This is a genomic window from Hymenobacter lapidiphilus (genome assembly GCF_013377885.1).
GTDB lineage: Bacteria > Bacteroidota > Bacteroidia > Cytophagales > Hymenobacteraceae > Hymenobacter > Hymenobacter lapidiphilus.
This window is the reverse complement of record NZ_JABKAU010000030.1, coordinates 35,868-56,440: the sequence shown is the minus strand read 5'-3', so window position 1 is coordinate 56,440 and position 20,573 is coordinate 35,868. Positions and strand designations below refer to the sequence as shown.

Annotated in this window: 21 protein-coding genes; 15 read left to right on the top strand and 6 right to left on the bottom strand. The window is 59.5% G+C overall.

Annotated elements, in window-relative coordinates; genetic code table 11:
- Both HW554_RS14890 and HW554_RS14885 read left to right on the top strand, forming a co-directional pair.
- A partial coding sequence (locus HW554_RS14890) for a hypothetical protein (RefSeq protein ID WP_218134735.1) occupies positions 1 to 466 on the top strand: 466 nt, incomplete at its 5' end.
- A 115-nt stretch (positions 467 to 581) separates the two neighbouring features.
- A complete protein-coding gene (locus tag HW554_RS14885) occupies positions 582 to 938 on the top strand; it encodes a protein kinase family protein (protein WP_176909366.1) in 357 nt (118 codons plus the stop codon).
- Positions 939 to 1,107: 169 nt separating this feature from the next.
- Here HW554_RS14885 and HW554_RS14880 read toward each other — a convergent pair whose 3' ends face one another.
- Positions 1,108 to 2,097: a YheT family hydrolase gene (locus HW554_RS14880; protein WP_176909365.1), complete on the bottom strand. Its 990-nt coding sequence runs from the start codon at positions 2,095 to 2,097 to the stop codon at positions 1,108 to 1,110.
- A 331-nt stretch (positions 2,098 to 2,428) separates the two neighbouring features.
- Between HW554_RS14880 and rpsT the strand changes: the two genes are divergently transcribed.
- Positions 2,429 to 2,686 (top strand): 30S ribosomal protein S20, encoded by a 258-nt coding sequence (gene rpsT, locus HW554_RS14875; protein ID WP_176900987.1) that lies wholly within the window; start codon positions 2,429 to 2,431, stop codon positions 2,684 to 2,686.
- 161 nt (positions 2,687 to 2,847) lie between these two features.
- Positions 2,848 to 3,522: a hypothetical protein gene (locus tag HW554_RS14870; protein ID WP_176909364.1), complete on the top strand. Its 675-nt coding sequence runs from the start codon at positions 2,848 to 2,850 to the stop codon at positions 3,520 to 3,522.
- 143 nt (positions 3,523 to 3,665) lie between these two features.
- Here the strand turns inward: HW554_RS14870 and pyk are convergent, their stop codons facing one another.
- Complete coding sequence (gene pyk, locus HW554_RS14865) at positions 3,666 to 5,105, bottom strand: pyruvate kinase (RefSeq protein WP_176909363.1); 1,440 nt, start codon at positions 5,103 to 5,105, stop codon at positions 3,666 to 3,668.
- A 60-nt stretch (positions 5,106 to 5,165) separates the two neighbouring features.
- Positions 5,166 to 5,597: an IPExxxVDY family protein gene (locus HW554_RS14860; RefSeq protein ID WP_176909362.1), complete on the bottom strand. Its 432-nt coding sequence runs from the start codon at positions 5,595 to 5,597 to the stop codon at positions 5,166 to 5,168.
- Positions 5,598 to 5,760: 163 nt separating this feature from the next.
- Between HW554_RS14860 and HW554_RS14855 the strand changes: the two genes are divergently transcribed.
- From HW554_RS14855 to lgt, 9 genes are all read left to right on the top strand, one after another.
- Entirely contained in the window at positions 5,761 to 5,997 is a 237-nt protein-coding gene (locus tag HW554_RS14855) for an acyl carrier protein (protein WP_019948606.1), read from the top strand.
- Positions 5,998 to 6,179: 182 nt separating this feature from the next.
- Positions 6,180 to 7,433 (top strand): beta-ketoacyl-ACP synthase II, encoded by a 1,254-nt coding sequence (gene fabF / locus HW554_RS14850; protein WP_176909361.1) that lies wholly within the window; start codon positions 6,180 to 6,182, stop codon positions 7,431 to 7,433.
- A 180-nt stretch (positions 7,434 to 7,613) separates the two neighbouring features.
- The gene (gene rnc / locus HW554_RS14845) at positions 7,614 to 8,363 is read left to right on the top strand and encodes a ribonuclease III (protein WP_176909360.1); all 750 of its coding nucleotides are present in this window, start codon (positions 7,614 to 7,616) and stop codon (positions 8,361 to 8,363) included.
- 82 nt (positions 8,364 to 8,445) lie between these two features.
- Positions 8,446 to 10,419, top strand: coding sequence for an NAD(+) synthase (nadE, locus tag HW554_RS14840; RefSeq protein WP_176909359.1), 1,974 nt, complete (start codon positions 8,446 to 8,448; stop codon positions 10,417 to 10,419).
- Positions 10,420 to 10,646: 227 nt separating this feature from the next.
- Complete coding sequence (locus tag HW554_RS21015; RefSeq protein ID WP_176909358.1) at positions 10,647 to 11,348, top strand: DUF433 domain-containing protein; 702 nt, start codon at positions 10,647 to 10,649, stop codon at positions 11,346 to 11,348.
- A complete protein-coding gene (locus HW554_RS14830) occupies positions 11,332 to 11,733 on the top strand; it encodes a PIN-like domain-containing protein (RefSeq protein WP_176909357.1) in 402 nt (133 codons plus the stop codon). Before HW554_RS21015 ends, HW554_RS14830 begins: the two co-directional genes overlap by 17 nt.
- 378 nt (positions 11,734 to 12,111) lie before the next feature.
- Positions 12,112 to 12,744, top strand: coding sequence for an RNA polymerase sigma factor (locus tag HW554_RS14825; RefSeq protein WP_176909356.1), 633 nt, complete (start codon positions 12,112 to 12,114; stop codon positions 12,742 to 12,744).
- Positions 12,737 to 13,036, top strand: a complete 300-nt coding sequence (locus tag HW554_RS14820; protein WP_176909355.1) for a hypothetical protein — start codon at positions 12,737 to 12,739, stop codon at positions 13,034 to 13,036. The genes HW554_RS14825 and HW554_RS14820 overlap by 8 nt, the downstream gene beginning before the upstream one ends.
- 125 nt (positions 13,037 to 13,161) lie before the next feature.
- A complete protein-coding gene (gene lgt / locus HW554_RS14815; protein ID WP_176909354.1) occupies positions 13,162 to 14,145 on the top strand; it encodes a prolipoprotein diacylglyceryl transferase in 984 nt (327 codons plus the stop codon).
- A gap of 157 nt (positions 14,146 to 14,302) precedes the next feature.
- On the opposite strand, the gene fbaA is transcribed toward lgt, so the two are convergent.
- Positions 14,303 to 15,388 (bottom strand): class II fructose-bisphosphate aldolase, encoded by a 1,086-nt coding sequence (gene fbaA, locus HW554_RS14810; RefSeq protein ID WP_176909353.1) that lies wholly within the window; start codon positions 15,386 to 15,388, stop codon positions 14,303 to 14,305.
- A 140-nt stretch (positions 15,389 to 15,528) separates the two neighbouring features.
- Positions 15,529 to 16,431: an SdiA-regulated domain-containing protein gene (locus HW554_RS14805; RefSeq protein WP_176909352.1), complete on the bottom strand. Its 903-nt coding sequence runs from the start codon at positions 16,429 to 16,431 to the stop codon at positions 15,529 to 15,531.
- 213 nt (positions 16,432 to 16,644) lie between these two features.
- Between HW554_RS14805 and HW554_RS14800 the strand changes: the two genes are divergently transcribed.
- Positions 16,645 to 17,739: an aldose epimerase family protein gene (locus HW554_RS14800; RefSeq protein WP_176909351.1), complete on the top strand. Its 1,095-nt coding sequence runs from the start codon at positions 16,645 to 16,647 to the stop codon at positions 17,737 to 17,739.
- A 68-nt stretch (positions 17,740 to 17,807) separates the two neighbouring features.
- On the opposite strand, the gene yidD is transcribed toward HW554_RS14800, so the two are convergent.
- Positions 17,808 to 18,029: a membrane protein insertion efficiency factor YidD gene (gene yidD / locus HW554_RS14795; RefSeq protein ID WP_176900972.1), complete on the bottom strand. Its 222-nt coding sequence runs from the start codon at positions 18,027 to 18,029 to the stop codon at positions 17,808 to 17,810.
- Between the two features lie 159 nt (positions 18,030 to 18,188).
- On the opposite strand from yidD, the gene HW554_RS14790 reads away from it, so the two are divergent.
- Positions 18,189 to 20,495 carry a S46 family peptidase gene (locus HW554_RS14790; protein WP_176909350.1) on the top strand — a complete coding sequence of 769 codons (2,307 nt, stop codon included), beginning with the start codon at positions 18,189 to 18,191 and terminating at the stop codon, positions 20,493 to 20,495.
- Positions 20,496 to 20,573 lie beyond the last annotated feature (78 nt).

The following is a 20,573-nucleotide window of genomic DNA, read 5'->3' as shown; positions in this document are numbered from 1 at the left end:
CTTGTCACTTAGTACTTGGGAAAGTAGATTGCTTGTCGCAGTGAGCTTGGGTCTTGTGTGCCTTGCACATATATCGGGTGCGCAAGTACCTAATTTAGATTCGTATAAGAGAGCCAAGGTTATCCTTCACATCGATAAGAATCCCAAGAAAAAAGTGGAGGGGGTAACTTTTTTCTTTGGTTCAGGCAGTGCCAACGACAGCATCCTTTTTTATGTTGAGAATTGCAAGGTTCAAACCATTGTGCCTTCCCCTGTTTTCCAAGAAGGTAACTGGCTAAAAAGCATTAGCGAGGTGCATTTCGGCTTGAACCACCCGACTAAGACCATTCGCGTAATTGCTGTTTCGTTAAAACAGAAACAGTACATCAGCCTGAGTGTAGACAATCGCTACCAACTGATTCGCATGAGTTTTTACCCTGATTCGTCTTACGTGGAGAAAACGAATATACCCCTGGTTTTCGAGTAGTTCCATTCACGGCAAGCACTGTTAAGAGTCTATCGAAAGGGTCCGAAGGTAAACGCGCTCTGTTTGATGAAAGGAGCTTTAGTATTGGAGTACGACTAACTCACCGTCAACACTTATGGACTCAGCACCAACCAGTACAGCAGCGCTGCTCACCCTGCTTCTTAATGAAACCTTTGTGCTTACTCTCGCTGGGTTGCTCTTTATAGTCGTGTTGGTACTGCTACTGCTTACCCCTGTTTTTTATTTATCGCGACCAAAATCAGGTGGGACGGCTAAGCTAGTGGCTTTTGGACTATGCTTGCTGCCGATTTGGTTGGGAAGCGGTGGATGGATTGAAGCTGACTTTGGCTATATGAAATATGGCTGGTTAGCATCCTCGTTTTATTACCTGCCTCTCGGAGTTGTTTTTGTGAATCTAATCCGTACTCTTCCAATAATACTTCCAGAAAATAAGCAGCAAGGCGGAAGCTAGTACGAATCCGGTTTAGTCAAACGGTGATTTAAACAGCTACCCTCTTTCTGATAAGGTACAATAAGGGCCCGGTTATCGGAGCCTATCTGGCCTTGTAATCCCTGCTTTCTCAGTAATGCTGCAAAAGTCACGCAAGGCATGAGAAGCAATATTATAAAAAGCTATTCAGCTACCCCGGTACCTCGCTTGTCAGGAACTCCACGGCGCGGCGCTCAGAGTAGTACTCACCATCGGGGGTACCTTCGCCGAAACCGACGTGGCCGCCGTCGGTGGGGGTTTCGAGGAAGACGTGGGGGCTAGCGGCGGCTATGTCGCGGGGGAAGCAGGAGGGCGGCAGAAACGGGTCGTTCTGGGCGTTAACCAGCAGCGTGGGCACCCGGATGCCGCTGAGGTAGCGGCCGGAGCTGGCGTGGGCGTAGTAGTCTTCGGCCGAGGCAAAGCCATGCATAGGCGCGGTGAACCGGTCGTCGAATTCCGGGAAATTTTGCAGTAGCTCCAGATCCGTGAGGTCGACCTGGCCGGGGAGCAGGGCGGCTTTCTGGCGCATCTTCTCACGCAGCGTCTTCATGAAGCGCCGCTGGTAGATGCGGTTTTCGAGACGGGCAATGTGGTGGGAGCTGGCCCGCAGGTCGGTAGGTACCGAGAATACGGCCGCTCGCGCCACCTCGGCAGGCACGCGGGCGGGGTTTTCGCCCAGGTATTTGAGCGTGACGTTGCCGCCGGCCGAGAACCCCGTGAGCAGCACCCGGCGGTAGCGGGCCGTGCCCAGGGCGTAGCGCACCACAAAATCGAGGTCATCGGTGTCGCCGAGGTGGTAGGAGCGGAGCAGGCGGTTCATCTCGCCGCCACAGCTGCGGTAATTCCAGGCCAGTGCGTCCATGCCGGCCTGGTTGAGGGCCCGCACCATGCCCCGCACGTAGGGCCGCCCCGCGTCGCCCTCCAGCCCATGCGACACGATGGCCAGCGTGTCGCTCAGCGGTCCGCCCGCTGGCTGCCGCGACCAGTCGAGGTCCAGAAAGTCGCCATCCTCGGTTTCTACCCGCTCCCGTTCGTAGTTCACCCCGGGCACCGTGCGCCACAGGCTGGGCACAATGGTTTGCAGGTGACCATTGAAGAGGTAAAACGGCGGATGGTACTTGGATTCGGCAACGAGGGGCATGGCAGGTATGGCGGCGGAAAGCGGTCAGAAAAGCCGGGCGGAATGGGCAGGGAAGAGCGGCAAAGCAGTTCGGACAGACAAGTTACATAAGATAATGGTATGCATGCATAATAAACGATATATGAGTTGCACCAACCCGCCTGTCATCCTGACGAAGGAAGAACCGTATCCCAAAAAACGAAGCATATAGGCGTAACAAGGTCCCTCCTTCGTCAGGATGACAGGCAGGTTCGTGCAAAGTCACTAATGCCTATTGCTAATTCCGTGCAAAGGTTTACCTTTGCACTCCGCAATTGAACAGAATTCGAGCAGAAGACCATAATCAACCCTCATGGCAAACCATAAATCCGCCCTTAAGCGCATCCGTTCCAACGAAGCTAAGCGCGTCCTGAACCGTTACCAGGCTAAATCTACCCGCACGGCCATCAAGAAGCTGCGCGCCAACACCGACGCTTCGACTGCTCAAGAGCAGTTCAAGAAGGTTTCGTCGATGCTGGACCGTCTGGCAAAGAAGAACATTATCCACAAGAACAAAGCCGCCAACAACAAGTCGAAGCTGGCCAAGTTCGTGAAGTCGCTGGCTGCTTAAGCACCAACCGGCTTTCTGCTCTCTATAAGGTGAGGCCCGATGCGCAAGCGTCGGGCCTCGCTGCGTTGCGGCCAACGCGCGGGAATTACTTACCGACGCTGCTGGTTGAACGTAGCTTAGGGCGTCTACCTATCCGGTGTGGCAAGTTCCTGTTGCTTCCTATGCGGCACCGCTACTTACTGCCACTGGCCCTGCTGCTACCGGCTGCTCTTTCTGCTGCCGGACAGAACTGGCGGCCCTTTCGGCCCAACGGCGACGTGCATGCCTACGCACTCAGCCGCAACGGGACGGCCACCGATACCGTGCTGACACTCCGCCTCGACTCGGCCGGAGTGCGGGGCAACGATTCGCTGTATTTCTTCAACCGTTTTATGCGGTGCGTAAAGAGTACGGAGCCGAAAGAGCGGTGGCGTAAGTCGCGTAATAATCAGTTTGGGGCGCGTCTCCGCTACGAGGTGGCGGCGAAAGCCTACTGGCTGGAGTGGGCCGCCGAAGCCGGCCAACCCGCTCGAAACGTGCTCCTGCCCGTGTTCCTGAAGCAAGGCACCACGTTGACCTGTAGCACCAGTCCTACCGTTACCGCCATCAGCCGGACGGTTCGCACCTTGGCAGGTCAGCCCGATTTGGTGGTAACGCTACGGGTGGGTATGGAGACGTACGAGGTAAGTAAAAGCTACGGGCTCATAACTGGCCCGCTGCCCAACGGGGCGAACCTGGCGCAGGCCTATCGAACTGGCCGGGCTGCCCACGGGCTTGTATCTGGTGCGCCTGGAGCAGCCGAGGAGCCTGCCGCTGCTGCTACGGCTGGAGCACGGGCGATAGATTCGGACTGTTAGCTAATAGCCGTTAGCTTGACGGCCGGTCATCCTGACGCAAAAAGGGCCTTACCACGCTAGAACGGTCGTAACAACGACTCGTTCGAATGTGATAAGGTCCTTGTTGCGTCAGGATGACCGGCCGTTAAGCCAACATGGTAAAATTAAGCTACGCTCACTTTTACCATATTGGTCTTGCCTTTGCCGTTGATGGGCATGGAGGCAGTGTTGATGAATACGTCGCCCTTTTGCAGGTGGCCCGAGGCGGTGAGGGCGAATTTGATGTCGGAAATAGTGCTGTCGGTGCTCACCAGCCGGTCGTAGTAGAAGCCGCGCACGCCCCAGATGAGGCTCAGGGCCGTGAGCAGGGGGCGGTTGTCGGTGAAGATAAAGATGTTGGCCTTTGGGCGGTATTTGGCAATCTGGAAGGCTGTGTAGCCGCGGTGCGTCATGCCGGTGATGGCCTTGGCGTTAGTGTTTTTGGCTAAGTGGCAGGCCGCCGACAGTACGCTGTCGACCATGAACGAGGGCGCCTCAGGGTCGATGGGAAACCAATGGTTGTAGAGGCTCGGCAGCTGGGTTTCCACGCTCCGGATGGTGCCTACCATCGAGCGGATAACCTCGGCTGGGTAAGCGCCCACGGCGGTTTCAGCCGACAACATCACGGCATCGGCCCCGTCGACGACGGCATTGGCTACGTCGCTGGTTTCGGCGCGGGTGGGGCGCGGAGCCGTAATCATGCTCTCCATCATCTGGGTGGCCACAATCACGGGCACGCCCAGTTTATTGCACTTGGCCACGATGAGCTTCTGGGCCATCGGCACTTCCTCCATCGATACTTCCACGCCCAAATCGCCCCGGGCCACCATTACGGCATCGGTCAGGGCAATAATTTCGTCGAGGTTGCGCAGACCTTCGGGCGTTTCGATTTTGGCTATTACCCGGATGTTCTTGCCGCTTTCGGCAATCAGGTTCTTGATAAACCGGATGTCCTCGGCCCGGCGGGCAAACGAGAGGGCAATCCAATCCACATCATTCTCAAGGCCGAATTTCAGGTCTTCGATATCCTTGGGCGTCATGCTTGGAGCCGACACATCGGAGTTGGGCAGGTTGATGCCTTTGCGGGGCTTCACGAGGCCGCCGTAGATAACCTCCACGTCCACTTCCTGCTCACGGTCGGTGGCCAGCACGCGCAGCTCAATCTTGCCGTCGTCGATCAGAATCATGTCGCCCGGCTTCACATCGCGGGCCAGGCCCAGGTAAATGGTGCTCAGGCGGGTGGCCGTGCTGATTTCCTTTTCGCCGCACACCAGCTTGATTTTGTCGCCGGCCTTGATTTCAACCTCGCCGCCTTCCACTTCGCCGAGGCGGATTTTGGGTCCCTGCAAGTCCTGGAGCAGGCCCACGTTCATGCGCAGATCCTTGTTGAGGCGGCGTACGGTGTGAATAACGGCCTGGTGGTCTTCGTGGGAGCCGTGCGAGAAGTTGAGCCGGAACACATCGACGCCTTCGCGCATGAGTGTGGCCAGCTTGTCGTAGGTGTTGGAGGCAGGGCCAACCGTGGCAATTATCTTGGTCTTGTTGAAATGCGGCGTGACTTCCATGAGGTAGCGGAGAAACTGAAAAGCGAAAAGAAAAGAGGCTGCGGCCGATTGGTCGTAGTCTCAGAAAAGAAAGTTCTCTTTAAACTTCAGGTCGTTGGGGTCGAACTGGCTCACGAGCTGCACTTGGGGCAGGGCCGTGAGCTGGGTAATAAGTTGGGGGGTAGGGGGCAGGCCCGCGCCACCGGCATTGATCTGCAGCAGGTAGTCGTACTGGCGGATATCGGGGGCGAGGTAGGGTTTTTTCAGGGCGGAGGCGTCGGCGCTGCGGTTGCGAAACAGGCGCAGCGTGTGGTGTTCGGTGGCGTGCAGGTAGTTGCTGATAACAAGGCGACCCTTCTGGAGCAGGTCCAGAATCAGGTCGGGCTGCTTGATGAGGCGCAGGTGCAGCGTACGGTTGAGCACCCAGGCCAGCGTATGCTCGCGCGACGACGAAACGAGTCCGAACAGGTCGAAGTCGCAGGCGTAATCCACGTCGAGGGTGAAGGTTTTCATAAGCGGCGGGGCGGGGGCGAAAAGGCAAAAGTACGCGACCTGCCGGGCCCACAAAACTGGCAGGGCCATAATCTTACACCCGCAAGATAAGGGGACGGAAGTTTGACAATGTTAGCGAAGATGGTGTTATTTGTGCCGAGTTTTCTTTTAAACCCCCACGGAAATGTCTGAAATTGCAGAGAAAGTAAAAGCCATCATCATCGATAAATTGGGTGTTGAGGCGTCGGAAGTAACCCCCGAAGCTTCGTTCACCAACGATTTGGGCGCCGATTCGCTCGATACCGTCGAGCTGATTATGGAGTTCGAAAAAGAATTCAACGTGTCCATCCCCGATGACCAGGCCGAAAACATCGGCACCGTGGGTCAGGCTATCAGCTACCTCGAAGAGCACGCTAAATAGTTGTCAGTGCTTAGTTGTCAGTTGTTAGTGATGGAGGCGGACGACGTAATTACAGCGTAACTACCGATAACCAGCCACTACCAACTGACAACTAAGCACCAACAACTAAAAACCGGCCGGCCTGCCGCCGGCCGGTTTGCTTTTTTTTGTCCTTTCCATTTTCTCGCTTCTCGAACTCGCCTATGTCTCTCCGGAGAGTTGTCGTGACCGGCCTGGGTGCCCTTACCCCCGTCGGCAAAACCGCCCCTGCTTACTGGGAAGGCCTGGTGGCCGGCCGTAGTGGCGCTGCACCCATCACGCGCTTTGATGCCGGTAAGTTCAAAACCCGCTTTGCCTGCGAAGTGAAGGACTACAATCCGGACGATTACTTCGACCGCAAGGAGGGCCGTAAAATGGATATCTTCACTCAGTTTGGCCTGATTGCGGCCAATGAGGCCATTGCCGACGCCCGGCTCATCGAGGACGATGTCGACAAAGACCGGGTGGGCGTTATCTGGGGTTCGGGCATCGGCGGCCTCACGTCGCTGCAGGCCGAGTGCATCGCCTTCGCCAACGGCGACGGGACGCCCCGCTTCAACCCCTTCTTTATTCCGAAAATGATTGCCGACAGTTCGTCGGGCAACATTTCCATCCGCCACAAATTCCGGGGCCCCAATTTCGTGACTACCTCGGCCTGTGCGTCGTCGTCGGACTCGATTATTTCGGCCTTCAACTACATCCGCCTCAACATGGCCGACGTCATCGTGACGGGCGGCTCGGAGGCGGCCATTACCGAATCGGGCGTAGGGGGCTTCAATGCGCTCAAGGCCATGAGTGAGCGCAACGACGCGCCCGAGCAGGCCTCGCGCCCTTACGACAAGGAGCGCGACGGATTTGTGTTGGGCGAAGGCGCGGCCTCGCTCGTGCTCGAAGAGTACGAGCACGCCAAGGCCCGCGGTGCCAAAATCTACGCCGAGCTGATTGGCGGCGGCATGTCGGCCGATGCCTACCACATCACGGCCCCCGACCCCGAGGGCAACGGCGTGGTGCTGGTGATGCAGAACGCGCTGCGCGACGCCGGCATCAAGCCCGAGGACGTAGACTACATTAACACCCACGGCACGAGCACGCCGCTAGGCGACGGCGCTGAGGTGAAGGCCATCCAGAAAGTGTTTGGTGAGCACGCCTACGGGCTCAACATCAGCTCGACCAAAAGCATGACCGGCCACCTGCTGGGGGCGGCCGGCGCCATTGAGGCCGTAGCCTGCATCCTGGCCATGCAGCACGACATGGTGCCGCCCACCATCAACCACTTCACCGACGACCCCGAGCTGGACCCCAAGCTCAACTTCACCTTCAACAAGGCCCAGAAGCGGGAAGTGAACATTGCCATGAGCAATACCTTCGGTTTCGGAGGCCACAATACGTCGGTTATTTTCCGGAAAATCAGCGAGTAAGTAATCAGCAGTAATAGTAAGAAAGGACGTGTCATGCTGAGCGAAGGCGTAGCCGCAGTCGAAGCATCTCTACTGCAATGGTAAATCCAACGATAGGATTAGCGCTACGGTAGGATGCTTCGACTCCGCTCCGCTGCGCTCAGCATGACGCTTTTTTAACAGCTTTAACAGCAAAACAGAATGCCCAAGCCTGGTCAGCCTTTGCCGATATTCGGCTTTTTTCGCCGGCTGATTGGTCGCGACCGGGCCTTTCGGCAGGCCATTACTACCATTACGGGCACTGCGCCGAGCAACGTGCAACTGTACCGGCTGGCCTTTACGCACTCGTCGGTGGTGCGGCAGCAGGGCGAGCAGGCGCGGCACCAGAGCAACGAGCGGCTGGAATTTCTGGGCGACGCGGTGCTGGGCACGGCCGTGGCCGAGTTCCTGTTTCGCAAGTTTCCGTACGAGCAGGAAGGCTTCCTGACGGAGATGCGCAGTCGCATCGTGAACCGCGAAAGCCTCAACAGTATCGCCCTCAAAATTGGGCTTGATAAGCTCGTGCAACTCGACGCTGCCCAGGGCCGGGCGGCCCGCTCGCGCTCGGTAAACGGCAACGCCCTGGAAGCGCTGGTGGGCGCCGTGTACCTCGACCACGGCTACAAAACGGCCCGCAAGTTTGTGCTCGCCCGCTTGCTCAAGCCCTTCGTCGATGTGAAGGCCATGACCGAAACGACCACCAACTTCAAGAGCAAGCTGATTGAGTGGGCCCAGCGCAACGGTAAAAACATGCGCTACGAGCTAACTGGCGAGGCTCGCCCGGGGGGCGTAATGGAGTTTTCGGCCGTGGTGGTGGTAGATGATGAGCCCATTGCCACCGGCATGGGCCTCTCGAAAAAGCAGGCCGAGCAGCTGGCCGCCGAGCGGGCCCTGACGGTGCTGGGGATGTAATAGAGGTCCGCAGTGCCGTTCTGGGTAACCTAAGCCGGGAAAAAGGAGTTGCTTTGCACTACCAACCCTTAGCCCCGAAACCATGCGAATAGCCGGCGCCGCCCTCAACCAGATTCCGTTCGACTGGACCCATAACCTGCGCACGATTCAGACGGCTATTGAGCAGGCGAAAACTGCCAACGTTGAGCTGCTGTGCCTGCCGGAAATGTGCCTTACGGGGTATGGTTGCGAAGATTTGTTTCTGAGCGACTGGCTGCCCGAGGCGGCGCTGCAACACCTGCAAAGCATCCGGCCCTGGACGCAGGGTATCTGCGTGGTGGTGGGCCTGCCGGTGCGCTTGCAGGGCCGCACCTACAACACGGCCGCCGTGCTGCGCGACGGGGAAATCCTGGGGTTTGCGGGCAAGCAGTTTCTGGCGAACGACGGCGTGCATTACGAGCCCCGATTCTTCCACCCCTGGCCGGCGGGCGAAACCACGACGGTGCAGTGGGAAGGGCAGGAGTGGCCGCTGGGCGACCTCACGTTTGAGCACCAAGGCGTGCGGTTCGGGTTTGAAATCTGCGAGGATGCGTGGCGGCCCGATGACGTGCGGCCCGCCTGCCGCCTCCAGGGCAAGGTCGACCTTATTGTGAACCCCTCGGCCTCGCACTTCGCCATGAGCAAGACGGATCTGCGCTACCAGCTGGTGCTGCAGGCCTCGCGTAAGTTCAACTGCACCTACCTCTACGCCAACCTGCTGGGCAACGAGGCCGGCCGCATGATTTATGACGGCGAGATTCTGGTGGCCCGCAATGGCCACCTGCTCCACCGCAACCAGCTGCTGAGCTTCCAGGAAGTGGACCTGGAGTTTGTTGATGTGGATTTTGCCACCGAGCTGCCGCCGGCCGAGCAGATTCAGGCCCTGCCCGTGCCCGACGAGTTTCTGGAGCTGAACCAGGCGCTGAGTCTGGCGCTGTTCGACTACCTGCGCAAAGCCCGGAGCAAAGGGTTCGTGCTGAGTTTGAGCGGTGGGGCCGACTCCAGCATGTGCGCCGTGGCGGTGGCCGAGATGGTGCGCCTGGGTACGGCCGAGCTGGGTACGGCCGAATTCATGCGTCGTGCCGGCTGCTTTACGGCTGCTGATATAGCGGAAATATCCAGCGCAAAGCAGGCCGAGGCTACTGGCCGAGAGCTGGTGCCGGCCGACGGTTCGCCGGCTTCCGCGCCGGCTGGCAACCTGCCTACGGCCAGCACTGAGCCCGTTTCGGAAAACCAACGGGAGTTGAACCGCCGCCTGACTGGCCGCCTGCTCACCTGCGCCTACCAGGGTACCGTGAATTCCTCCGACGACACGTTTAACTCGGCGCAGGAGCTGGCCGAGGACGTTGGGGCGGTGTTTTACCACTGGGAAATTGACGACGAAGTGAGCGGTTACGTGGGCAAGATTGAGCACGCCCTGGGCCGGAAGCTGACCTGGCAGACTGATGATTTGGCCCTGCAGAACATTCAGGCCCGGGTGCGCGCCCCTGCTATCTGGATGGTGGCCAATATTCAGAACTGCCTGCTGATGACGACTTCCAACCGCTCGGAGGCCAGCGTGGGCTACTGCACCATGGACGGCGACACGGCCGGCTCTATCTCGCCCATTGCCGGCGTCGATAAGTTCTTTGTGAAGCAGTGGCTGCGCTGGGCCGAAACCGAACTCAACTACCCCGGCCTGCGGCGGGTGAACGGTCTGCAGCCCACTGCCGAACTGCGCCCGCTGGCCGACAACCAGACCGATGAGCGCGACCTGATGCCCTACCAGTTGCTCAACCGCATCGAACGGCTGGCTTTCTACGACCGGCTGGCCCCGGCCCAGGTGCTGGCTACGCTTATCCACGAAGACTCCGCCGCCGACCCCGAGCAGCTCAAAACCTACGTCAAGCGCTTCTTCAGCCTCTGGAGCCGCAACCAATGGAAGCGCGAACGGTACGCCCCGGCTTTCCACCTCGACGATTACAACGTGGACCCGCGCTCCTGGCTGCGCTTCCCGATTTTGAGCGGCGGCTACACCCAGGAGCTGGCGGCGTTATAGAGGGGAGGTGAAAAGCACGTCATGCTGAGCGAAGGCGCAAGCCATAGCCGAAGCATCTCTACCGCTTCAACTAAGCCGTTTAACGAAGCGGTAGAGATGCTTCGACTGCGGCTGCGCCTTCGCTCAGCATGACGTGCCTGAGTTACGCAATCCTGCTCCGCCTGGCGTTCTGCAAAAGTACCTCCGGCTAAAAACCGGTACTTTCGTGACCCCATTCCGCGTAATCCGTGTCGCCAACAACTTTCGAGCAGCTCTACCAGCAACGCGAAGCCTACCGGCTGCCGCTGTACTCGGCGCGGCAGGTGGCTAAGCTTACGGGCCTGGCAGCCTCCACGGTGCAGGCCTGGACCCGCGCCACCGACCTGCACGGCGCGCTGGTACAGCCCGCCAGTCCCGATGGCCTCTCGTTTCTGAATCTGGTAGAAGTACATGTGCTGGCTGCTATCCGGCACCAGCATGGCATTTCGCTGCAGCGGGTGCGGCATGCAGTGCAGTTTGTGCGCGAGGAGTTGCAGGCCGAGCATCCGCTGGCCCAGCATCAGCTAGAAACTGACGGCGTAGATTTGTTTGTGCGCACGTTGGAGGATGATAACCTGCTCATCAATGCCTCGCGGCGGGGGCAGATAACCATCCGGGAGCTGGTGGAAGCTTACCTGCGCCGCATCGAGCGGGCCGCCGACGGCTTTCCGCTGCGGCTGTTTCCGGTGTATGCCAGCGCCCCCGGGTTCGTGCCCGACGGCGCGCCGGCCCACATTGTCGTCGACCCGCGGGTGGCCTTTGGCCGGCCGGTGCTTACCGCTACCTATGTGCCCGTCGATGTGGTGGTGGACCAGTACCGGGCCGGCGACGCGGTGCTCGACATTGCCCGTAATTTCAACCTCCCGGCTGCGGCCGTAGAAGAAGCCCTTCGGTATGAGCTCGGCGCCTGAACCCGTTTTCTTCCTCGACCGCACCCTCGATACGGCTCTGGTGCGCGCCGCTTTGCAAAGCCAGCCCGGCCCGGTGTTGCGCCACGCCGAGCTGTTCGACCCCGCCACGCCCGATGCCGAGTGGCTGCCCGCCGTAACGACCCGGGGCGGCTTCGTGCTCACCCAGGAGCGTCGGCTGCACTACAACCCGCTCGAACTGAAGGCCCTGCAGGCCAGTGGAGCCGGCACGTTTATTTTCGTGGCCAAGGGCCTCACCGGAGCCGGGCTGGCCGAGTGCGTGCTGCGCGCTTTGCCCCGGCTGCGCCGTTTCGTGCAACGGCACCCGCGGCCCTTCGTGGCCAAGGTGTACGTTGATGGTAGCGTGCAGCTGGTGCAGGGAACCTAGCCCGACCCCGCGTACTCACACCTACGTCAAGCGCTTCCTTTGCCTCTGGAGCCGCAACCAGGGGAAACGTGAGTAGTTCGCTCCGGCTTTCCTCCCCGACGGCGACGACATAGCCCCGCGCTCCTGGCTGCGCTTCCCGATTTTGAGCGGCGGCTACACCCGAGAGCCCGGAGTATTTGGTCAAGTAGTGGTCTTCTCCAACAGGCAAGATGCACTCAGCTGTTTTCACACTATTGGTCTGTCTGTCAGATTTCTGAATTTTAAATCAGGTGCCGCCGCAAGTTTCCTACGCTGAGCGGACCTAAGCTTATGTAACCCGGATACCAGCGGTAATGACCGGCCTTGGTCGCGCGCTGTTTCTCCCTTCTGCTTTCCCGAGTGTATACTCTTCCGCTGCCTGCGCTTCAACAGTCGTCGCCCGTTTTGCGGCCCGCTACCGCTTCTGCCGATGCCGAGCTGGTCGCGCAACTGCAACAGGGCAGCGAGGCGGCATTTCGCACCCTGGTAGAACGGTATCAAAATCGTATTTACCGCACGCTGTTGTTCCTGCTTCAGTCGCCCGAAGAAGCGGAGGACGTGGCGCAGGAAGTATTTGTGGAGGTTTACCAAACGATTGGCCGGTTTCGGGGCGAAGCGTCGCTGACCACCTGGCTTTACCGGCTGGCTACCTCACGGGCCCTGAAAAACCAGCGGCAGGCCCGCGCCAAAAAGCGCTTCGTCTACCTGACAAGCCTGCTGGGCTTCGATAACCGGATACTGTACGAGCCGCCCGATAATGAGCACCCGCAGGCCCAGCTGGAAGGGCAGCAGCAGGTAGAGATTCTTCGGGCGCACATTGCCCGCTTGCCCGGCCAGCAGCAGATAGCGTTTATGCTGCGACACGAGCAGGAGCTGAGCTACGAGGAAATAGCCGCCGTGCTCAATACCACCGTGCCAGCGGTAGAATCGTTGTTGTTCCGCGCCCGAAAAACGCTGCGCCGTCATTTTCAACCTTCCCTACGCCATGTCTGATTCTGCCGCCCGGCCCAATGCCGATGAAGAATGGGAAAACCTGCTGCGCCAGTGGCGGGCGCAACCCGGAGCACAGCCCCGGCCCTACTTTTACAGCCGGGTGCAGGCCCGGCTCATCCGGGAAACGACGGCCGTACATGCGCCGGCGCGCACCTGGTTGCACTGGCCTGCTTATGCGGTTATGCTGGTCCTGTTGCTGCTGCTGAGCGGCGACGATCCGGCCCTGCATTCAATGAGCAACACCAACCAGGATAGCAGTAAGTGGCTGGAACTGCCCTTCGAAAGCAAATGACAACAGCTGGCAGGGTGCCGGATGTACCCGGTGCTTACCCAAAAGAGTAGGCTTACGGAGCCGTAAGCCTATTGACTCACTACCTTTGACTTCTTCTCATTTCCTTCCCGTAATCATCTTAACCTATGCTGAGTGCCATTCTCTGGAATCCTGACCCCATTATCGCCCACATCGGGCCGCTGACGCTGCGCTGGTACGGGCTGTTGTTTATGTCGGGCTTCGTGGTGGGTACGTTCATCCTGAGCCACATCTACCGCTCCGAGAAAGTGTCGCCGCGCTGGGTGGATGTGATTACGATTTACGTGCTGATTGGCACAGTGCTGGGTGCCCGGCTGGGCCACGTGTTCTTCTACGATTGGCCTCAGTACAAGGATAATATCCTGAGCATCTTCAAGATATGGGAAGGCGGGCTGGCCTCGCACGGCGCTACTATCGGCATTATTTTCGCTGTTTGGCTGTTCAGCCGCAAGAACAAGTTTGATGTGCTCTGGACCCTCGACCGGATTGTGTTGGTAGTGGCCGTGGGCGGCGCGCTCATCCGGCTGGGTAACCTGATGAACTCCGAAATCGTGGGCCACCCCACCACCGCGCCCTGGGCTTTCGTGTTCCCGCGCGACTACGAGCACCTGCAGAAGCCAACCGCCGACCAGCCCGTCCCGGCCGATTCGTACGTGGTAGAGCGCTTCCGCCAGCCCAACGACGACGTGAAGGTAACCGCCCGGCTAGCCGGACCCACCGTGGCCGCCGGTTCGCTGGTGGCCGTGCCGCGCCACCCCACTCAGATTTACGAGTCGCTGTTCTGCGTATTCCTGTTTGTGCTGCTGTACGGCATGTGGAACCGCACCAAGGAGCGCACGCCCCGCGGGCAGCTGTTCGGCCTGTTTGTGGTACTGCTGTTCTCGTTCCGCTTCTTCATCGAGTTTTTCAAGGAAGATCAGGTGGCCTTCGAGCAGGGTATGCAGTTCAACATGGGCCAGCTGCTGAGCATCCCGCTCGTCTTCATTGGCCTGTATTTCCTGTGGCGCGCCGGCAAAAACCCCGAAAACCCCTACGGCTACGCCCCGCGCGACCTGGCCGAGTATGAAGCCGAGGAAGCCGCGGCTAAATAAGCTGTTAGCCTTCGTTCTGAAGCTTCAATTTTTCAACACAAAAAAGGGCTCCGCACTCAACCGAGTGCGGAGCCCTTTTCGTTTTTTCAGCTAACAGCTAACAGCTAACAGCTAACAGCTAACAGCTAACAGCTAACAGCTAACAGCTAACAGCTAACTAGTTTCGGTTGGCGGCGTTGAGGTCGTCGAAAGCCGACTTGAGGCGGGTAACGAAGCTTTCTTCGCCCTTGCGTAGCCATACGCGGGGGTCGTAGTACTTCTTGTTGGGCGAATCGTCGCCGTTGGGGTTGCCGATCTGGCCCTGCAGGAAGGCTTCGTTTTTCTGGTAGTACTGGCGGATGCCGTCCCAGAAAGCCCACTGCATGTCGGTGTCAATGTTCATCTTGATGGCACCGTAGCTGATAGCCTCGCGGATTTCCTCCTGCGACGAGCCCGAGCCGCCGTGGAACACGAAGTTGATGGGCAACTTGGCATCGAGGCTGAACTTCTCGCGCACGAACTCCTGCGAGTTGTGCAGGATTTTCGGCTCCAGCTTCACGTTGCCGGGCTTGTATACGCCGTGCACGTTGCCGAAAGCCGCCGCAATAGTAAAGCGGGGGCTGATTTTGCTGAGCTCCTCATAGGCATAGGCCACCTCCGAAGGCTGGGTGTAGAGCTTGCTCGAATCGACGTCGGAGTTATCCACGCCGTCTTCCTCGCCGCCGGTTACGCCCAGTTCAATTTCGAGCGTCATCCCGATTTTGGCCATACGCTCCAGGTACTGCTTGCAAATCTCCACGTTCTCCTCAATGGGCTCCTCCGAGAGGTCGAGCATGTGCGAGGAGTACAGCGGCTGGCCGTGCTGGGCATAGTGCTTCTCGCCGGCTTCGAGCAGGCCATCAATCCAAGGGAGCAGCTTTTTGGCGGCGTGGTCGGTGTGCAGCACCACGGGTACGCCGTAGGCTTCGGCCAGCAGATGAATGTGGTGGGCACCCGAAATGGCCCCGGCAATGCTGGCTTGCTGCTTGTCGTTGGGCAGGCCCTTGCCGGCGTAGAACTGCGCGCCGCCGTTCGAGAACTGGATGATAACGGGCGAATTCAGGTCGCGGGCGGTTTCGAGCACGGCATTCACCGTGTCGGTACCGGTTACGTTCACGGCGGGCAGGGCATAGCCGTTGGCCTTGGCGTGTTCGAAAAGCTGCTGTACTTCGTCGCCGTACAGCACGCCGGCCAGCAGGCCGGAAGGGTTGGAGTTGTCAGCCATCTGCTGGAAAATAAGGTAGTGACGCGGGCGGAAAAACCGCGTCGGATGGTGGGATATCTAAGTCAAATTTACTGAAAAGAATACGCCCTGGCCAATAAAGCAGCCCAGCGGATGCCGGGGTGGCCTAGGCTACCCTGGCGCTACTCGAACTGGTAGGTGTAGAATCGGCCCTGCTCGGTGCTGATGTAGAGCGTCTGGTTACTCGTAAAAACAGCTCCTTCTGTCTGGCCCGCGCCCTTAAGCGAAATCTGAGTGGGTTTAGCCTTCAGAATAGCCGCCAGGTTTTCGCCTTCAAACACAAACATCTCTTCGCGGGCCAGCAGCACCAGGCGGCGGCCGTCGGGGCTCAGGGCCGCATCGGTTACCTGGCCCGGAATGGCCAGTTTGGTGCGTAGCTGGGCCGTGTAAGAGCCGGGCTGGTCGGGCACGGTGTACACCTTGCTGGTTTCGCCCCGGCCCCGGTCTTTGGTAAACAGGTACACCTGCCCGTCGTGCCAGAGCGTGGCTTCGCAGTCGAAGTTGCGGTCCTTCTTCTTGGGCGCAAACTCCGTCTGGTCGGGGTACTTGAGCTTGATTTCCTGGACGATTTGCGGGTTAAGCGGGTTGAGGCGGTAGATGACCAGGTTCTTGCGGTCGTTGTTGTTGTTGCCCACGTCGCCAATGTACACGTTGCCCGTGTTGTCGCGCGTTACGCTTTCCCAGTCCTGGCTTTTCACGGCCACCTCGATCCGGGCCAGTACTTCGCCTTCGGTATCAATCTTATAAAGAATAGGCTGGTTGCCGTCGTCGCCGTGAGTAAAAAAGGTGCCGTTTTCGCCCGTGAGGGCCAGGCCGGAGCTTTCGGGTACTTCGTCCATCTTACCTACCTGCGTGAGATTGGCAATATCGGTGGCCTTACCCTTTTTGCCCTTTTTACCATCCTGTTCCGACTGGCCGGTGGTTTCGGAGGCCATGGAGGAACCTTCGGATTGATTGGTTTGGGCTTCGGAACAGCCACTAATCAGGGTTGCGGCCAGAGCGGGGACAAAAAGGAATGCGCGCATGCAGAGTATAATTCAAGAAAGGAAAAGAGAGCAATGAGCTACCCGAAGGCAACACCGAACCACGCTATACGAGTCTGCCGCCGCAAGGGTATCTGTTGGGGAGGCGGGCGTTGGGGGCGCAACGCCGGGCGGCCCGCTGCGTTGTAGCGCTACCGGCCGGTGCGGCCGCTTTCGTTTTGTGTACGCCGGCCAGGGCCGGCTGTTTTTTCGCCGATGGCTTTTTCCTCGACTCCTGCCAACCAACCCGCCGCTCCCAAATCCATTCAGTTCGGTGAAACTGCCGACGGGACGGACGTGCGGCTCTTCACGCTGCAGAATGCCCATGGCATGCAAGCGGCCATCACCAACTACGGCGGCATAATCACACGCCTGCTGGTACCCGACCGGGCCGGCCGCCCCGGCGACGTGGTGCTGGGTTTCGACACCCTGAGCGACTACCAGCGCCGCCCGCCCCACGAGTCGCCCTACTTCGGAGCCCTGATTGGGCGTTACGGCAACCGTATTGCCCGGGGCCGCTTTACGCTCGATGGGAAGGAGTACCCACTGGCCACGAACGACGGCCCGCACCACCTGCACGGCGGCCAGCGCGGCTTCGATAAAGTGGTGTGGCAGGCCACGCCCGGTACCTCGGCCGCTGGCCAGACACTCGCGCTCCACTACACCAGCCCGGACGGTGAAGAAGGCTACCCCGGCAACCTGGCCGTAACCGTTGTCTACACGCTTACCCACGACAATGCGCTGCGCATCGACTACACTGCCACTACCGACCAGGCCACGCCGGTCAACCTCACCAACCACAGCTACTTCAACCTGAGCGCCGGCCAGAACCCGGATGTGCTGGCTCACGAGCTGCTGCTGAACGCTGATAAGTACACGGCAGTCGATGACCAGTTGATTCCGACCGGGGAACTGCGGCCGGTGGCGGGCACGCCCATGGATTTCCGGCAGGCCAACACCATCGGGGCGCGCATTGCCCGGGTGCTCGGTCCGCCGCCCGGCGGCTACGACCACAACTGGGTGCTCAATGGCCAGGGAATGCGCCCGGTGGCCCGTGTATACGAGCCGGTTTCGGGCCGCGCGCTGGAAGTACACACCGACCAGCCTGGTGTGCAGTTCTACTCCGGCAACTTCCTCGATGGCAGCCTGACGGGCAAAAACGGCCGGGTATATGGGAAACACGCCGGTTTCTGCCTCGAAACCCAGCACTTCCCCGACTCCCCCAACCACCCCAATTTCCCCAGTACCATTCTGCGCCCCGGCGACACGTTGCGCACCAGCACACTATATACTTTTTCAGCTGTTAGCTGAGTTGGGGAGGGCGCACGGCGGGCGGGGCTTGTCCCCGCCCGCCGTGCGCCCTCCCCAACTCAGGTTGACTACGGAACCGGGTCGTGGCCGAAGCTGCCCCAGGGGTGGCAGCGGCCGATGCGGCGCAGGGCCAGCCGGCCGCCGCGCCAGGGGCCGTGCTTTTCGATGGCCTCCACGGCGTAGGCCGAGCAGGTGGGCACGAACCGGCAGCTGGGCGGCTTGAGTGGCGAAATCAGGTGGCGGTACACCCACAGCAACCCCAGCAGCAGTTGGCGGAACAGGTAGGTCATGGTTGGTTAAAGGTACGGGCTGATGTTGTTTTTTAGCAGAGGTAAAGGGAGGTCCTGCTTTTTAACCTCTGCGAATACCTCCGCGAACCTCTGCGAGAAAACCTCAAAAGGATATACAGTAACTTCGCCCAAACGTATTTCCCACCCATCACTTTACTTATGCGCACCAACCATTGGGCCAAAGCCCTGCTGCTGACGCTGCTGTTACCCTTCACGGCCCGGGCCGATGAGGGCATGTGGCTCCCCATGTTCATAAAGCGCCTCAACCAGGCCGACATGCAGAAGAAGGGCCTCAAGCTGACGGCCGAAGAAATCTACGATGTCAACAACGCTTCGCTGAAAGATGCCGTGGTGCAGCTCGGCGGTTTCTGCACCGGCGAGTTCGTGAGCTCCCAGGGCCTGCTACTCACCAACCACCACTGCGGCTACGACGCCATCCAGAGCAACAGCACGCCCCAGGACAACATCCTGCAGAACGGGTTCTACGCCGCCACCAAGGCCGACGAGAAGAAGAACCCCGGCCTGTTTGTGGATATTCTGGTGCGCATGGAAGACGTGACGGCCAAGATGCTGGAAGGCATTACGCCCGCCACGCCCGAAGCCGAGCGCATGGCCACCATCCAAAAGCGCCAGCGCGAAACCGCCGAGGCCGCCAAAGAAAACGGCCAGTACGTAGCCTACGTGCGCGACATGTTCGGCGGTAACGAGTACTACCTGTTCATTTACCAGCGCTTCGGCGACGTGCGCTTAGTGGGTGCTCCGCCCGAGGCCGTGGGTAAGTTCGGCGGCGACACCGACAACTGGATGTGGCCCCGCCACACCGGCGACTTCTCGATGTTCCGGGTGTATGCCGACAAAAACAACAAGCCCACCGCCGGCACCCAGGATGGCAACATCCCCTACGTGCCCAAAAAGCACCTGCCCGTAGCCATGCAAGGTGTCCAGGAAGGCGACTTCGCCATGGTGTTCGGCTTCCCCGGCCGCACCCAGCGCTTTTTGCCCGCCGCCGGCCTGCAGCTCACGCTCGACGAAAGCAACCCGGCCCGCATCAAGCTCCGCGACACGCGCCTCAAAATCTGGAAGGCCGACATGGACAAGAATCCTGATCTGCGCCTGCAGTACGCCAGCAAGTACGCCAACATCGCCAACTACTGGAAGTATTTCATCGGTCAGAATGAGGGTATGAAGCGCCTGAAAACCGTGGATACCAAGAAAGCCGAGGAAGTGGCCCTGGCCCAGTGGATTGCCCAGGACCCCGCCCGCCAGCAGCAGTACGGCGAGGCGCTGGGTACTATTGAGGAAGCCTACAAAGTGCAGCGCCAGTATAACCTGAGCAGCCAGTACGTGAACGAAGGCGCTTTCGGCACCGAAATCGTAACCCTTTCTGCCCGCATGATGCCGCTGGCCAACGCCCTCAAAAGCGGCGACAAAGGCGCCATCAGCAAGGCCACCGAGGCCCTGGCCGAGCCGGTGAAAGACTACTTCAAGGACTACAGCGCCCCCACCGACAAAAAGGTGTTTGCGGCCCTGCTGAACCTGTACATGCAGGACGTGCCCGCTGCCCAGCAGCCCGATGTGTTTGCCACGGTGAAAAAGCAATACGGTGGCTCGATGAGCAAGTACGCCGATTACGTGTTCAGCAACTCCTTCCTGACCTCGGAAGCCAAGGTAAACGCCTTCCTGGCCAACCCCACGCTGGCCAAGCTCGAAGCCGACCCGGCCTACAAAACCTATCAGTCGGTGTACTCGAATTACGTGCAGAACATTGCCCCTAAACTGCAGGCCTCGCAGGCCGGTTTGGGCCGCGCCAACCGTCTGTACGTAGCCGCGCTGCGCGAGAAGAACAGCCAGAAAGTGTACTCGCCCGATGCTAACTCGACCATCCGCCTGAGCTACGGCACTGTGCGCCCCTACAACGGCCGCGACGCCGTGCATTACGAATACAAAACCACGGCCCAGGGCATCCTGGAGAAGGAAGACCCCACCAACCCTGAGTTTGTGGTGCCCGCCAAGGAGCTGGCGCTGCTGAAGGCCAAAGACTACGGCCGCTATGCCGACAAGGACGGCAACCTGCCCGTGGGCTTCATTACCGATAACGACATCACCGGTGGCAACTCCGGCTCGCCCGTCATCAACGGCCGCGGCGAACTGATTGGCCTGGCCTTCGATGGCAACTGGGAAGCCATGACCGGCGACCTGGCCTACGACCCCGAGCTCAAGCGCTGCATCAACGTGGATATCCGCTACGTGCTGTGGTGCGTTGAGAAGCTGGGTGGTGCCAAGCACCTCGTAGACGAAATGACGCTGCAAAACAACGGCCCCAACCCCGGTGTGGGCGCCGCTTCGGCCATGAACAGCAACATGGGTACCGATATGAGCGATGTGGAGAAAATGAAGATGAAGACCGACGACGGCGGTAAAACTAAAATCAAGCGCAAGAAGAGCAAGGACACCGTTGCCCTTTAAGGCGAAGCGCCACGTTGGCTAACCACATTATCTGTCTGCTGTAGGGGCGGGGCTTGTCCCCGCCCGCCGTTCACACCG